This window comes from Maribacter confluentis (assembly GCF_030505015.1).
Lineage (GTDB): Bacteria > Bacteroidota > Bacteroidia > Flavobacteriales > Flavobacteriaceae > Maribacter > Maribacter sedimenticola.
Map to the genome: position 1 here is coordinate 1 of NZ_JAUKUC010000011.1, position 14,392 is coordinate 14,392.

17 protein-coding genes and 3 pseudogenes are annotated in these 14,392 nt (G+C 37.5%); 12 read left to right on the forward strand and 8 right to left on the reverse strand.

What is annotated here, in order from left to right; genetic code table 11:
• Window positions 1–237: 237 nt before the first annotated feature.
• From Q2T41_RS20190 to Q2T41_RS20230, 9 genes and pseudogenes are all read left to right on the forward strand, one after another.
• Window positions 238–561 carry a hypothetical protein gene (locus tag Q2T41_RS20190; RefSeq protein ID WP_304437543.1) on the forward strand — a complete coding sequence of 108 codons (324 nt, stop codon included), beginning with the start codon at window positions 238–240 and terminating at the stop codon, window positions 559–561.
• An 11-nt stretch (window positions 562–572) separates the two neighbouring features.
• Window positions 573–1,255, forward strand: a pseudogene (pheS, locus tag Q2T41_RS20195) (phenylalanine--tRNA ligase subunit alpha).
• A 171-nt stretch (window positions 1,256–1,426) separates the two neighbouring features.
• Window positions 1,427–2,170 (forward strand): annotated as a pseudogene (locus Q2T41_RS20200) (RnfABCDGE type electron transport complex subunit D); the annotation flags it as partial.
• A gap of 2 nt (window positions 2,171–2,172) precedes the next feature.
• Window positions 2,173–2,925 carry a Na(+)-translocating NADH-quinone reductase subunit C gene (locus Q2T41_RS20205; protein ID WP_304435138.1) on the forward strand — a complete coding sequence of 251 codons (753 nt, stop codon included), beginning with the start codon at window positions 2,173–2,175 and terminating at the stop codon, window positions 2,923–2,925.
• Window position 2,926: 1 nt separating this feature from the next.
• The gene (locus tag Q2T41_RS20210; RefSeq protein ID WP_304435137.1) at window positions 2,927–3,574 is read left to right on the forward strand and encodes an NADH:ubiquinone reductase (Na(+)-transporting) subunit D; all 648 of its coding nucleotides are present in this window, start codon (window positions 2,927–2,929) and stop codon (window positions 3,572–3,574) included.
• Between the two features lie 21 nt (window positions 3,575–3,595).
• Entirely contained in the window at window positions 3,596–4,354 is a 759-nt protein-coding gene (gene nqrE, locus Q2T41_RS20215) for an NADH:ubiquinone reductase (Na(+)-transporting) subunit E (RefSeq protein WP_089262249.1), read from the forward strand.
• A 2-nt stretch (window positions 4,355–4,356) separates the two neighbouring features.
• Window positions 4,357–5,664, forward strand: a complete 1,308-nt coding sequence (gene nqrF, locus Q2T41_RS20220; protein ID WP_089262247.1) for an NADH:ubiquinone reductase (Na(+)-transporting) subunit F — start codon at window positions 4,357–4,359, stop codon at window positions 5,662–5,664.
• A gap of 71 nt (window positions 5,665–5,735) precedes the next feature.
• A complete protein-coding gene (locus Q2T41_RS20225; protein ID WP_304435136.1) occupies window positions 5,736–6,098 on the forward strand; it encodes a DUF8840 domain-containing protein in 363 nt (120 codons plus the stop codon).
• Complete coding sequence (locus Q2T41_RS20230; protein WP_304435135.1) at window positions 6,095–7,102, forward strand: FAD:protein FMN transferase; 1,008 nt, start codon at window positions 6,095–6,097, stop codon at window positions 7,100–7,102. Before Q2T41_RS20225 ends, Q2T41_RS20230 begins: the two co-directional genes overlap by 4 nt.
• On the opposite strand, the gene Q2T41_RS20235 is transcribed toward Q2T41_RS20230, so the two are convergent.
• The 3 genes from Q2T41_RS20235 to gpmI are packed head-to-tail and all read right to left on the reverse strand — an operon-like array spanning window position 7,103 to window position 10,243.
• A complete protein-coding gene (locus Q2T41_RS20235) occupies window positions 7,103–7,867 on the reverse strand; it encodes a class I SAM-dependent methyltransferase (RefSeq protein ID WP_304435134.1) in 765 nt (254 codons plus the stop codon).
• A 9-nt stretch (window positions 7,868–7,876) separates the two neighbouring features.
• Entirely contained in the window at window positions 7,877–8,695 is an 819-nt protein-coding gene (map, locus tag Q2T41_RS20240; protein WP_304435133.1) for a type I methionyl aminopeptidase, read from the reverse strand.
• 30 nt (window positions 8,696–8,725) lie between these two features.
• On the reverse strand, window positions 8,726–10,243 hold the full coding sequence (gene gpmI, locus Q2T41_RS20245) for a 2,3-bisphosphoglycerate-independent phosphoglycerate mutase (RefSeq protein WP_304435132.1): 1,518 nt from the start codon (window positions 10,241–10,243) through the stop codon (window positions 8,726–8,728).
• Between the two features lie 239 nt (window positions 10,244–10,482).
• On the opposite strand from gpmI, the gene Q2T41_RS20250 reads away from it, so the two are divergent.
• From Q2T41_RS20250 to Q2T41_RS20260, 3 genes are all read left to right on the forward strand, one after another.
• Complete coding sequence (locus tag Q2T41_RS20250; protein WP_304435131.1) at window positions 10,483–10,941, forward strand: ankyrin repeat domain-containing protein; 459 nt, start codon at window positions 10,483–10,485, stop codon at window positions 10,939–10,941.
• Between the two features lie 243 nt (window positions 10,942–11,184).
• Window positions 11,185–11,406, forward strand: coding sequence for a hypothetical protein (locus Q2T41_RS20255; RefSeq protein WP_304435130.1), 222 nt, complete (start codon window positions 11,185–11,187; stop codon window positions 11,404–11,406).
• Window positions 11,407–11,409: 3 nt separating this feature from the next.
• On the forward strand, window positions 11,410–11,568 hold the full coding sequence (locus Q2T41_RS20260) for an ankyrin repeat domain-containing protein (RefSeq protein ID WP_304435129.1): 159 nt from the start codon (window positions 11,410–11,412) through the stop codon (window positions 11,566–11,568).
• A gap of 102 nt (window positions 11,569–11,670) precedes the next feature.
• Here the strand turns inward: Q2T41_RS20260 and Q2T41_RS20265 are convergent, their stop codons facing one another.
• From Q2T41_RS20265 to Q2T41_RS20285, 5 genes and pseudogenes are all read right to left on the reverse strand, one after another.
• Complete coding sequence (locus tag Q2T41_RS20265) at window positions 11,671–11,838, reverse strand: DUF6747 family protein (protein WP_304435128.1); 168 nt, start codon at window positions 11,836–11,838, stop codon at window positions 11,671–11,673.
• 135 nt (window positions 11,839–11,973) lie between these two features.
• Window positions 11,974–12,744 carry a M48 family metalloprotease gene (locus Q2T41_RS20270; RefSeq protein ID WP_304435127.1) on the reverse strand — a complete coding sequence of 257 codons (771 nt, stop codon included), beginning with the start codon at window positions 12,742–12,744 and terminating at the stop codon, window positions 11,974–11,976.
• Between the two features lie 39 nt (window positions 12,745–12,783).
• Entirely contained in the window at window positions 12,784–13,518 is a 735-nt protein-coding gene (locus Q2T41_RS20275) for a M15 family metallopeptidase (protein WP_304435126.1), read from the reverse strand.
• A gap of 86 nt (window positions 13,519–13,604) precedes the next feature.
• Window positions 13,605–14,099, reverse strand: coding sequence for a T9SS type B sorting domain-containing protein (locus Q2T41_RS20280; protein WP_304437544.1), 495 nt, complete (start codon window positions 14,097–14,099; stop codon window positions 13,605–13,607).
• Window positions 14,100–14,199: 100 nt separating this feature from the next.
• Window positions 14,200–14,392: pseudogene (locus Q2T41_RS20285) on the reverse strand (gliding motility-associated C-terminal domain-containing protein); the annotation flags it as partial.

Consider the following 14,392-nt stretch of genomic DNA (forward strand, 5'->3'; position numbering starts at 1 on the left):
CTGGGATTACCATATTATTCGTTGATGTCCTAAAACAACCAAGGTATATGATGGAACGTGTAGGCGTCATTCCAGATTTAATTCCAGAGGAACATATATTTGATAATTTTAAGGAATGTCTGGTTTGGGTCAAAGTGAACGTTAAGGACAAAATACCGTCAATGTAACCATCAAAAGGCAGAAAAACATATTCTACCTTTTTTAAAAGTTATAAATTTGCGGCTTTAATCAACATGTATGATTGATAAGATAAAGGAACAGATTACGGAAGTCAATGCGTTTACGGCCAACTCTTTAAAGGATGTAGAAACGTTTAGGATCAAATATTTGGGCAAGAAGGGAATTTTAAATGATTTTTTTGCCGAATTTAAAAATGTTCCTAACGAACAAAAGAAAGAATTTGGACAGACCATAAACCAGTTGAAACAAGCGGCAACTGAAAAAGTGGACGCTTTAAAAGAAGCCTTGGAGCATTCTGGACAGGACGAAAAAATATTTGGAGACCTTACCAGACCGGGCAACCAATTGAACTTGGTGCGCGACATCCTATTTCTATCGTAAAAAATAAAATCATAGATGTTTTTTCCAGAATAGGTTTCAATGTATCAGAAGGTCCGGAAATAGAGGACGACTGCAAAAATTTACCGCATTAAACCTACCAGAATACCATCCGGCAAGAGATATGCAGGATACTTTTTTTGTTCAAACAGATCCAGATATATTGTTGCGTACCCATACCTCATCGGTACAAGTACGCTACATGGAAAACAACCAACCTCCCATAAGAACCATATCACCTGGTAGAGTTTATAGGAACGAGGCTATTTCCGCTAGATCTCACTGTTTCTTTCATCAAGTAGAAGGGCTTTATATTGACAAGGATGTTTCTTTTGCAGATTTAAAACAAACACTACAATATTTTACAACAGAACTTTTTGGGAAATCCAAAATTAGACTTAGACCTTCTTATTTTCCTTTTACCGAACCAAGTGCAGAAGTAGATGTTTATTGGGGACTGGAAACTGAAACGGATTATAAAATGACAAAAGGTACCGGTTGGTTAGAGATTATGGGCTGCGGTATGGTAGACCCCAACGTGCTTAAGAACTGTGGTATAGACCCAGATATATATTCCGGATTTGCCTTTGGGATGGGTATTGACCGTATTGCACTTTTACTGCATCAAATTTCAGATATCCGATTATTGAGCGAGAACGACCTTCGTTTTCTAGAGCAGTTTAAAAGTACCCTATAAAATTCCTTGGTGAAAAAAGATATTGAAATACCTATTTCCAAAGATGTATATATAGCCATTGTCCATGAATGGAACGATGAATTTTTGGATAAGGATTGGAATGCCTACATTATTAATGACCGCCCCAATGCCATAGAAATGACCATGGTCGTTTCTAAAGGATATGATGGTAATCCGGCATTGACAATTAGGGCCTTTTTATTCTTTGCTTACCCTACATGGATGAGTGGTGATAAGGTATGGGTACATGGTGCACGTGAGCGATCGGAGGAAATTTTGGCCGGTGCTAATTTGGACGCTATTTCAGGAGAAACAATTTTAGGATATCTGGCACAGAATAAAGGAGCGGAAATGTCCTATTCCGTATCGGATATGTTTTATGGTTTTATTCCTGGTTCTGTAGGTGAAACCTCTGCTTTTCTTATTCTTTTGGTGTGATTATTCTTGATTTTTACCAAAATTGCCAGCTGGAGAATTATGGTAAGTGCCGTAATTGGTTCATTGGTAATGGGCTTTATTTTTAACCAGGTAGTAGATTTGGGATGGGTTGCAGAGTCTAGCAAATTTTATGGTTTAATGAGTTTTGAGTTTTGGAAACATCTCATTGTTGGTGGACTAGCATTTGGAATTGTCTATATGGCTACTGATCCGGTAACGGGATCCCAGACCAATAAGGGCAAATGGTATTATGGTTTCTTTATTGGGTTTATTTCCGTAATGATTCGTGTATTCAATCCAGCATATCCAGAAGGGGTGTTCTTGGCTATCTTATTAATGAACGTATTTGCACCAACTATAGACCATTATGTGGTACGGGGTAATATTAAAAGAAGAATGAACCGATTAAAAGATGCTACGATCTATCCAAAGGATTCAGATGGTAAAGCAGAAGAACTTAAAGCTGAAACAGTTTAATTATGGCAATTAGTACAGATAAAAACAGTTATACCGTAATTTTTGCGGCCGTTATGGTTGTGGTCGTAGGGTCGATTCTAGCTTTTTTGGCATCGGCATTGCGTCCAAATATCAAAGAGAACGAGCGTTTTGAAAAACAGCAGAACATTCTTTACGCTATGGGCGTAAATGAAAATGGAGATGACGCAGGTAGTGTTAATTTTATACCTACGGATGTTGTAGAGGATGAGTTTGCAAGTTACATCAAGGAACAATTGGTGATCCAAGGTGATCAGATTACCCAAGATGATGAAGCATATTTAATTGATTTAAAAAAGCAATTGGCCAATATAAAAAAAGGCGAAGATTATAAGTTGCCCGTATTTATAGGAGAAAAGGATGGAAAGAATTTTTATATCATTCCTATGTACGGTAAAGGGCTTTGGGACGCTATTTGGGGCTTTATCGCATTAGATAATACAATGACCGTTCAAGGTGTCTATTTTGACCATAAAGGAGAGACTCCCGGTTTAGGTGCTAATATCAAGATGCGTTATTTTATGGATGACTTTAAAGGGGAAACCATTTTAAAAGGCACCCAGTATGCGGGTATTGATGTTGCCAAAGGAAACAATGACCCTTTAAACAATACCAAAGACGATAATGAAGTAGACGCCTTGGCAGGTGCTACGATCACAGGTAACGGTGTATCCGCAATGATCAGGGAAACCGTTAAATTATACAAACCTTATTTAGAAACCATTAGAGCAAAGTAATATGGCACTACTCTCAAAAAAAGATACAAATCTAATTACGGATCCGCTTGCGGATAATAACCCTATCACCATTCAGGTATTAGGTATATGTTCTGCCTTGGCTATTACGGCAGAATTAAAAGCGTCATTGGTAATGGCTATTTCGGTAATGTTCGTTTTAGGAGCAGGTAACGTAGTTATCTCCTTAATGAGAAATATAATTCCGTCAAAAATTAGAATCATCGTTCAGTTGATCGTTGTGGCAACATTGGTAATTATAGTGGATCAGGTCTTAAAAGCTTTTGCCTATGAGTTGAGTAAAACGTTAGCTGTATTCGTTGGTCTTATTATTACGAACTGTATAATCATGGGGCGTTTTGAAGCATTTGCTTTGGCTAACGGACCATGGCGTTCATTTTTAGATGGTATAGGTAACTCTCTAGGTTATGGTGTAATCCTGGTTATAGTTGGGTTCTTTAGGGAGCTTTTAGGTTCAGGAACACTGTTTGGTATTCCTGTGCTTGGGGATCCTATATCCAAAACCGGATTATATGCTACTGGTTATGAGAACAATGGTTTCATGATTATTCCTCCGGCCGCCTTAATTGTAGTAGGTATTATAATCTGGGTACAGCGTTCAAGGAATCCTGCACTTGTAGAAGAGAATTAAACAGACATTTAAGTAGAAATTATGTTAGAACATGTAGAATTATTTTTTAAGTCCATCTTTATTGATAACATGGTATTTGCTGTGTTTTTAGGGATGTGTTCTTATTTGGCGGTATCCAAAAAAGTGGCTACTGCGGTTGGTTTAGGTGCTGCTGTAATATTCGTATTGGCGGTTACGGTGCCTTTAAATTGGTTGTTGGATAAATACTTGTTACAAGATGGTGCATTGGTTTGGTTAGGTCCAGAGTATGCCGAATATAACCTTAGCTTTCTATCCTTTATTTTATTTATAGCAACCATAGCTACTATGGTACAATTAGTAGAAATTGTGGTAGAAAAATTTTCTCCTTCATTATACAATTCACTTGGTATATTCTTGCCATTGATTGCGGTAAACTGTGCAATTTTAGGCGGATCACTATTTATGCAGGCTAGGGAAATTGAAACATTGGGCTTGGCATTTAATTACGGGGTTAGTTCCGGTATAGGTTGGTTCTTGGCTATTTTGGCGATTGCGGCAATACGAGAAAAAATCAGATACAGTAATGTACCTGCACCTTTAAGAGGGCTTGGAATAACTTTTATCATTACCGGTTTAATGGGAATCGGTTTTCAAAGTTTTGGGGGAATGTTGACTGGCGGTGGCGAGGAGACGGAAGAAGCTACCGAACAAGTAAACCAAGTACAACAATTGGAGGTTGTTGAACCTAAGGAAGAGATTGTAGAAAAGAAAACTGAAGTTGACGAAAAGGTCATTTCTTATAACGACGTAAAAAAATAAATATGATTTTAGCTGCAAGTACTGGCGGAACTATACTAATAACCGTTGTCGCATTTCTAATACTATTAATGGTATTGGTTGCATTACTTCTGTTTACAAAACAAAAATTATCTCCTTCTGGTCCTGTGACCATAACCATTAATGGGGAAAAGAAGATAGAAGTGGCCTCTGGTGGTTCATTATTGTCCACTTTGGGGAACCAAAAAGTGTTTTTACCCTCCGCTTGTGGTGGTGGCGGAACATGTATTCAATGTGAGTGTCATGTTTTATCTGGTGGTGGTGAGGCCTTACCTACTGAAACTCCTCATTTCTCCAAAAAAGAATTGAATCATGGTGCACGTTTAGCTTGCCAGGTCAAGGTAAAGCAAGACATGGAAATTACCATTCCTGAAGAAGTATTCGGTATTAAGAAATGGCCTGCAAAAGTGGTGCGTAATTATAACGTTGCTTCTTTTATTAAGGAATTTGTAGTCGAAATTCCTGAGGATATGGGCTATAAAGCTGGCGGTTATATCCAAATTGAGATTCCTGAGTGTGAGGTAAAGTATGCTGATATCGATATTACTGCGCACCCAGAGGAACATGAAACTCCGGATAAGTTTCAAGCTGAGTGGGATAAGTTCAATCTTTGGCCTTTGGTAATGAAGAATCCGGAAACTGTTGAGAGAGCTTATTCAATGGCTTCTTTCCCTGCTGAGGGTAGAGAAATTATGTTGAACGTACGTATTGCTACTCCGCCATGGGATCGTGCTAAAAATGGTTGGATGGATGTTAACCCTGGTGTTGCGTCGTCTTATATCTTTAACTTGAAGCCTGGTGATGAGTGTACAATATCTGGTCCTTACGGTGAATTCTTCATCAATGAATCAGATTCAGAAATGTTGTACGTAGGTGGTGGTGCAGGTATGGCGCCCATGCGTTCTCATTTATATCATCTATTCAAAACCTTAAAGACAAAGAGAAAAGTAACATACTGGTATGGTGGTCGTTCCAAGAGAGAATTGTTCTATTTAGATCACTTCTATAAATTGGAAGAGGAATTTCCAAACTTTAAATTCTACTTGGCATTATCCGAACCTCTAGAAGAGGATAATTGGAAAGTAAAAGAGAATATAGATGCTCCCGGTGATGGTTTTGTAGGATTTATTCATAATTGTGTAATAGATAACTATTTAAGTCACCATGAATCTCCTGAGGATATCGAGTTGTATTTCTGTGGTCCTCCCTTGATGAACAAGGCCGTTCAAAAAATGGGAGAAGATTTCGGTATTCCAGATGAGCATATCCGATTTGACGATTTTGGCGGATAGATTATAACTATCTGATTTTAAATAACATAACCGATATACTTTATATCGGTTTTTTTGTAAAAAAGAATGAAATGCACGTTTTAACTGAACAGGAATTACATAATTTGGCCATGAACATTGTGGGCAAACAGTTAGAGGATGATGGTTTTGAGTTTTTGGCTGTAAACAGTGAGCTGCGTAAGAACCCGCAATTTGTATGTATAAAGGAAAAAAAAATGCGTTTTGTGGTGGTCAAGGCTATAGAATATCCTGCTGATCCAAAGGACATGGATTTTTTTATGTCAGACCTTAAGAAAATGAAAGAGCATGCGCTTAAATTTGAAGCTACCACTTTTTATGCAGGTGTAGGTTTGGTCAATGCGGCAGACCATAATTTACCGGTATACTTAAACGAAGAATATATTGTTGATTTTGATGGTTTGGTAGAGATATGAGAAAATGGCTTTTAGTAATATTGATAATATCGGTTTGTGGGGTATCCTGTAAAAAAGAAGGCAATTTTAGAAGTGATTATTCTGGAGGTGCATTGGGAACATCATATAATATAGTTGTTATATCCGATGAAAAAATCAACGTACAAAATGAAATAGATTCCGTTTTTACGGTTATCAACCGATCATTGTCCACTTATATTCCAAATTCTGATATTTCAAAAATCAATAATGGGGATACGACTTTGGTGGTAGATCACATGTTTCAGGAAGTTTTTAAGCTTGCAAAAGATATTCATTTGAATACACGTGGATTTTTTGACCCTACTGTTGGTACTTTGGTAAATGCATGGGGTTTTGGGCCAGAGCGCCAAATAACTATGGATAGTGCAAAAGTGGATAGTCTTTTACAATACGTGGGTTTTGATAAAGTGTCTTTGACTGCTGAAAATTACGTGAAAAAAACTGCACCTAACATATATATAGATTTTAATGCAATAGCTAAAGGCTACTCCATAGACCGACTTGCAACAATGTTAGATGCCAAAGGTGTGCAAAATTATTTAATTGAGGTTGGTGGTGAACTAGTGGCAAAAGGTAAAAATACCTTAAAAGGAAAATCTTGGGTGGTGGGTATAGATGATCCAGAGATGATGGTTGATAGAAAGGCCAAGATACTCATTAATCTAAACGATCGCGCATTGGCTTCATCTGGTAATTATAGAAAATTTAGGATTGATAATTCAACAGGTAAAAAGTATGTTCATACCGTAAATCCTAAAACAGGTTTTACTCAAATTTCCAACACATTGGCCGTGACTATTTTGGCAGATAATTGTGCAACTGCTGATGCTTATGCTACCGCTTTTATGGCCATGGAATTGGATGAAGCTTTTAAACTGGTAGCGGAAAATGAAACGTTAGAGGCTTATATCATTTATTCCGATGAATTTGGCGAAACACAGGAATTTTTGACCAAAGGTTTCAAGGATGTGGTAGTTCACTGATCATTTACGAACAAAGGGTATAATTTCGCCTTCTGCCAACCTGTATCTATCAATTTCCCCAGGCGATAGTTCATTGGTATACGCTATTTCGGTAACCGTAAAGCCAGCGCTTCTCAGCTTATTAAAGTAATCTTTACCATAAATACGTACATGGTCGTATTGACCAAATATTTTTGCACGTTCAACCTTATCCACAATGGTATTATCTTCAAATGTACGTTCACGGTCTAGTTCCTGTGGTACTTGGAATATTCCCCAGCCACCTGGTTTCATAACCCTATAAAGTTCTTTCAGTGCCTTGGTGTCGTCAGGAATATGTTCAAGTACATGGTTGCATAGAATAACATCAAAGGTATCGTCATTGAATGGCAAATTGCAGATATCCGCTTTAACATCTGCCAATGGGGAATTTAAGTCTGTAGTAACATAATTTAAGTTTTTCAGTTTTTTAAATCGCCTATAGAATGCTTGTTCAGGGGCAAAATGTAAGACATGTAAAGGAGCGGAGAAAAAGTCTGTATCGTTTTTTAAAAATAACCAAAGTAACCTATGACGTTCCAAGGATAGGGTAGAAGGTGATAAAACATTTTCGCGGGGATGTTCATAACCATAAGGCAAAAAGCTACGAAATTTCTTTCCGTCTATAGGGTCTTCATAGGAATTACCACGGTAATAAATTTGAAAGAAAGGTTTAACCAAATAGCTTAATGATATCAGTACAGGTCTGGGAACAAGGTTTAGAAAAAATTTAAAAATTTTCTTCATCTACCTTGTTTAATTTGCTATTGGAGATGCCCTAAATTCATCTTCTTCATTGCTTTCAATACCTAATTCGTCGTAAATATATTTAAATGTGGAAAGTAGCTCTGGCTTACCGTTTACGATGGCAACATTATGTTCAAAGTGTGCACTGGGCTCACCATCAGCTGTTAAAATTGTCCAGCCATCCTTTAATTGTTTAATATGTTTGGTGCCCATATTGGTCATAGGTTCAATTGCGACCGTCATTCCTTCCACAAATTTTTTGCCCCTTCCGCGCCTACCATAATTTGGCATTTCTGGATCTTCGTGCATTTTTCTGCCCAATCCGTGACCAACAAGTTCACGTACCACACCATAGCCATGTTCTTCAGTGAATTTTTGTATGGCATAACCTACGTCCCCAACTCTATTGCCTACTTTAAATTCACGAATACCTACATACAGGGATTGTTTGGTAACCTCTAATAATCTTTTAATTTCAGGAGAAACCTCACCAACTTCAAAAGTGTAGGCATGGTCGCCATAAAAATCATTTTTAAGCGCCCCACAGTCAATAGAAATAATATCCCCGTCTACCAATGGTTTGTCATTAGGAATTCCGTGTACCACCTGTGCATTGGGGCTCATGCATAGCGAATTGGGAAAATCATACAAGCCTAGAAAACCGGGTACCGCGCCGTGGTCACGGATAAAGGCTTCCGCTAATGTGTCTAATTGCAGGGTAGTGACGCCAGGTTTAACTTCTGCTGCGAGCATACCCAATGTTTTGGAGACAATCAATGCACTCTCTCGCATCAATTCAATTTCTTCGGCTGTTTTTATTTTAATCATACGTTCTATAAAATGGGAAAACCTAAAATACTAAACCAATGAATGTTGGGTCATATATTTAGATTTTTCTACACCCATTAGTTTTAAAATGGTAGGAGCAATATCCCCCAATACGCCATCATTTATTTTTTTAATATCCTTATCCACCAAAATAAGAGGAACCGGGTTTGTGGTGTGGGCCGTATTTGGACTTCCGTCCGCATTAATCATGGTTTCACAGTTACCATGATCTGCAATGACCAATACGGTATAGTCGTTTGCTAATGCCGTAGTAATTACATCTTTGGCACATTCATCTACGGTTTCACAAGCTTTTATGGCTGCTTCCATTACACCGGTATGTCCAACCATATCTGGATTGGCAAAGTTTAAGCAGACAAAGTCTACTTCACCTTCCTGTAGCTCAGGAATGATTTTGTCCCTAATTTCATAAGCGCTCATTTCTGGCTTTAAATCATAGGTAGCAACTTTTGGGGAAGGGCATAATATGCGAGATTCTCCATCAAAGGGCACTTCTCTTCCGCCATTAAAGAAAAAGGTAACATGTGGATATTTCTCCGTCTCCGCTATGCGTATTTGTTTTTTACCAGCTTTGGATAAAACTTCTCCAAGGGTTTCAACAATATTATCTTTGTTGTAGACCACTTTTACCCCAATGAACGATTCATCATAATTGGTCAAGGTTACATAATAAAGTTTTAATTTATGCATGTTCAGTTCATGCATATCTTCTTGGCTTAGTACTTGAGTAAGTTCTCTTCCCCTATCTGTTCTAAAATTAAAAAATATGACCACATCGTCTTCCATTACACTTGCTATGGGTGTACCATCTGTAGTGGTCATCACGATTGGTTTTATAAACTCGTCCGTTATTTCATTATCGTAACTGCGTTGAATACTTGCGCCTATATCCGTAGATTTTTCACCTACCGCATTTACTATGACATCATATGCTTCTTTTACACGTTCCCAACGTTTGTCACGATCCATTGCATAATATCTTCCAACGACCGTTGCCAATTGGGTATTTTTATCTGCGGAAAATTGTACTAAATCCTCTAAAAAACCTTTGCCACTTTTTGGATCTACATCCCTACCATCGGTAAATGCATGTATATACATGTTTTTTACCCCGGAAGCGTACCCTGCATTAATAAGGCCCTTAATATGGTTGGTATGACTGTGTACGCCACCATCACTTACCAAACCTAAGAAATGTACATTCTTATTGTTCGTCTTTGCATATTCAAAAGCATCTTTTAGAACTTGCTCGTCCTTAAGGGTATTCTCTTTGACAGCTTTGTTTATTTTGGCCAAATCCTGATAGACAATTCTACCTGCACCCAAGTTCATATGGCCAACCTCGCTATTGCCCATTTGTCCTTCCGGTAAGCCAACGTTCATACCGTCGGTCAACAAATTGGAGTTAGGATAATTGGTATATAGACTATCAATAAATGGAGTGTTTGCTTTATCTACTGCAGATACTGCAGGGTCTGGAGATTTTCCCCAACCGTCCAATATCATTAAGATTACTTTCTTGTTCATCTTTACTTAGGTTTAGATGGCAAAAATACTATGTTCTACTTAGTTAAGCTACTAGAAAACCCGCCTTTTTTAGATCTGGCGCTATTTTCAAACAGGCAAGTTATAATTTTGGTCTTTTGTGATATTTACAGATTTTTAAGGGGGGTTCAATAAATTTATTATAACCTAAATAATATATGTGGTCATAAAGGGTCAAATGCCCCGTCTTTGTTAAAGTTTAGTTATAAGTCTGTTAAAGCATGAAACATTTTTTCATTGTAGACGTCTTTTCTATAGAATCAATTCATCAATTAAAATCAATCATCATGAAAAAAACAGTGTTAACTATCGCTATGGTAATTTTTGCCATGGGGGCCAATGCTATGGCCAAAGAATCCAACAGATTAACAACTTCTGAAACAACACATCTAACAAGAGTTGTTGAAGTAAATACCTTTTGCAAAGCCGTTATACAGGGCGATATTGCAATGGTGAAAAAAATGATTGCCATGGGCGAGGATGTAAATCAAAAATCTTTGGGGATGACTCCGCTTATGTTCGCTGCAAGGTATAATAAAGTAGAAGTGCTATCACTCCTAATTCAAAATGGTGCGGATATCAAGGCTGTTAGCAACCAAGGGTTTACTGCCAAAAGGTATGCGGAGCTTTCAAATGCTAAGGAAGCCTTACAAATTATTGAAGTAGCACTAGGGAATTAAAGCTAATAGCTGTATCAATTAACTTGATAAAAAAGCCATTGCATATATTGTAATGGCTTTTTTATTGCCTTTGCTCAATGGTAGGCTTAACATAAATTAGGTAACATTAAAATTAACGTATCACCATATACATTTTAGAAATGTTAAATATTTATTATTTCTTTCTTAAATTAAATTATTGTCATTTATTATAGTTTAATTTTATTTTATCAATAATTTAAATCAATTTAAAAGGAAATAATTATGAAAAAATCAATTTCAATTTTGATGTTGGCGGGACTACTATCGTTCTCAGTATCATACGCAAATACGGTCAAGGATTTTTCTGCAAATAACGAGTTTAGTGCAGTAAACGATGACATAAGTCCGTTATGTAAAGCGGCAATGAAAGGAGATGTGGAGCAGGTACGTAGTCTCATTGCCATATGTAATGGACCAAATGAAAAATCTTTGGGAATGACATAGGCCATGTTCGCCGCTAGATACAATAGGGTAGAGGTCCTAAAGGTATTATTGTTGAACGGGGCAAATTTAAATATGAAGAGTGAAAAGGGCTATACTGCCAAGGAGTATGCAGAAATGTCCAATGCTAAAGAAGTTTTGTCAATTATTGAGGAAAATTCATAAAGTTATAGCACAGGAATATAAAAGGCTCGTTGAATTTCAACGAGCCTTTATTATATAATGAATTTCTACTCCAAATAGTGTTCAAGTAAAAGAGTAAAAGCGTTAAAATTCAAAACCGTTTGCGGCTCTATATACAAAGGCATATAATGCCATAAACAACATTAAGGCACAAAATACCGAATAGACTTTTAAAATAGAAACCAAAATACCAGGTTTGCAATTTTCAAACGCCTGAACGTATATATTTTTAAAATGTGTAATTGTTCCCATTATAGTGTTCTTCTATGATTACATCATAGCTATAAAGGCAATTCAATATGGTAAAATAAGCTTGGGACTTACTCAAAGTTACAAAATATTCTCATTGGGAATATATGTAGCACGTTAAAAGACCAATATAATCGATTAACCTTGGTTTTGGTACTTTGCTATGGCCTCTTTGATTTTTTCAATACGATTTTCGGGATCTGGGTGTGTACTTTGGAATTCAGGTACACGATTAGGACCGCCGGCAGCTTTTAAAATTTCCATGACCCTGATCATTTCGTAGGGATCATATCCGGACTGTATCATAAAAAGAACACCTAGTTCATCACTTTCCAATTCGTCCCCACGGCCATTTTTCAATAATGTATTTTGGCCAATGCTACCCACAATACCCCCAATATCCCCGGCACCTACCGTAGCGCCCATTGTGGCTGTCTGCCATGTTTGGCTATCTGCGATACGCTCTGCGGAATGTCTGCCAATAACATGACCTATCTCATGTCCCAGAACTCCCGCAAGTTGCGCTTCGTTCAACTGGGAAAAAAGGGCATAGGTAATAAAACACTGTCCCCCGGGCAATGCAAAGGCATTAATAGTTTGGTCATCTGCAAGTAAATGAAAATCATAACGATAGGGAGTTTCCCTTGCAATACTGTTCTGTACTAATTTGTTGCCTACCGAGGCTACGAATGACTGTAATCGCTGATCTGGATATAGGCCCCCATGTTGTTGCGCCATCTCCGGAGCACTTTGTAGGCCAATGGCAATTTCTTGCTCGGAAGTCATGGTAATATGTTGTGAACGTCCTGTATAAGGGTTTTCCTCCGTATTGCTACATTTTTGTATAAAGGCAAAGGCTACAATAGCCAACCCTATGAATATTCTAATTTTCCAACTTCCTCTGTTCATGGTAATGTGTTCTAATACAGGGCCTAAAATACAAAATGCCTACAAAAGGTCTTCATTAATATCCAAAATATTGTTTTGGATATAGGATCGTAAGAAGCCTTTGGTAAAATGTTCGGCGCCGTAAAAATTTTCCTTGGTCAATAGGGCGGCAATATTTTTGCCTCTAAATTGTTCAAGCATAAGTATGGATAGGGGAGCATAACTATAATGCCAAGGCTCATATTTAAAACCCCTTCTTTTTGGGTCATTGGTATAGACCAAATAAAAACCATAGGTTTCAGAATGTTCGTCCATCCATAATTTAAAGTCCTCATAAGGACCTCCGGCTTCAAATTTACTTGGGACGAGAACATCGCCTTCCACTTTACGATAACCATCTACAATATCAATATCTGTACCCCAGTGGTGTCTGCTTGTACCGGGTATCGTTGAGTATTCAATTATTTTGTCAATAGCGTTCAGAGGTGCCATTCCTTCATCGGTATAGGTAATGTACTTGCGTTCAAAAATGGCTTCTTGACGGGAAAAATCACGATAACTTGAGACAACCTTTAAATCAATGCCTGCATTATAGGCTGCCATTTTCATTTCTAAAAATGCGTCATGGGCTTCCTTTCTAAGATTTATTCCTTTGCCGAACAATTCAATATCAGCCTTGCCCATAAGTTCCAATATGGAATATTCATAATCATCCTGTTTTATAAATACAGTGGGCAATAATGAAATTGCCAGTGCTGCTGAGCTGCTTTTTTGAATAAAATTTCTTCGCTTCATAAGTTAAAAATAAGATTTTAAGATGTGTCCTAGCCAATTTTAACGCAAAAATGGTCATAGAAAATACCATGAGTATTTTATTTCAACTATCGGGCCAAATACAAAAAGCCTTGGTAGTTCAATTCTTCGTCGATGAGGGCAATGGTATAAAAATAAACACCTGCAGGTAATCCTTTCTCGGCGTTTAGGGGAATATTGTTCAAATTAGAAAATCCAATAAATTCATTGGTATAGTTCTCTAATTCAAAAACCTTGAGCCCGTAACGGTCATATATTTGAACTAAATTATTTCCTTTATCCATAATTTCCGGGATAAAAAAAGTGTCGTTTATACCGTCTCCATTTGCGGAAACAATATAGTTGTCCAATGTCAAGACCTCCTTCGATAAAGGTTCATACGGAATTTTGGAAACCCCAAGGGTTAAAATTTCATAATCATCAGGAATAAATTCCTCTGTACTTACAATACCTTCGTTTACGGTACCGGTGGCGGCACTGCCTGCTAAATTTACCCACCTTCCTGAAAACTTGCTGTAGCCTACGGGGATGATCTTAGTAACATCGTCCGTGAGGTCTTGCAAGCCACTGCGGGTATTGTATGTAAGGGAAACAGTACTGGGTACGTTACCTTCCAGACGCCAAAACTCTGATTGCTGACCAATTCGATATCCAATGCCGTATTTAGCGTATTATATGTGCCGGGGAATGAGTTTGGATTGTTGGCATCCTCATAAAAATATGCGCATTTTGCAAAAGATTTATACTGGTTGATCTTATGATTAACGGACGTAGAAAAGTCCTGTCACCTATAGGAAAAATAAATTCCTGTTTATTGGTAATGGCAGCATACCCTTCAACTTTAGATAGGTCGTTT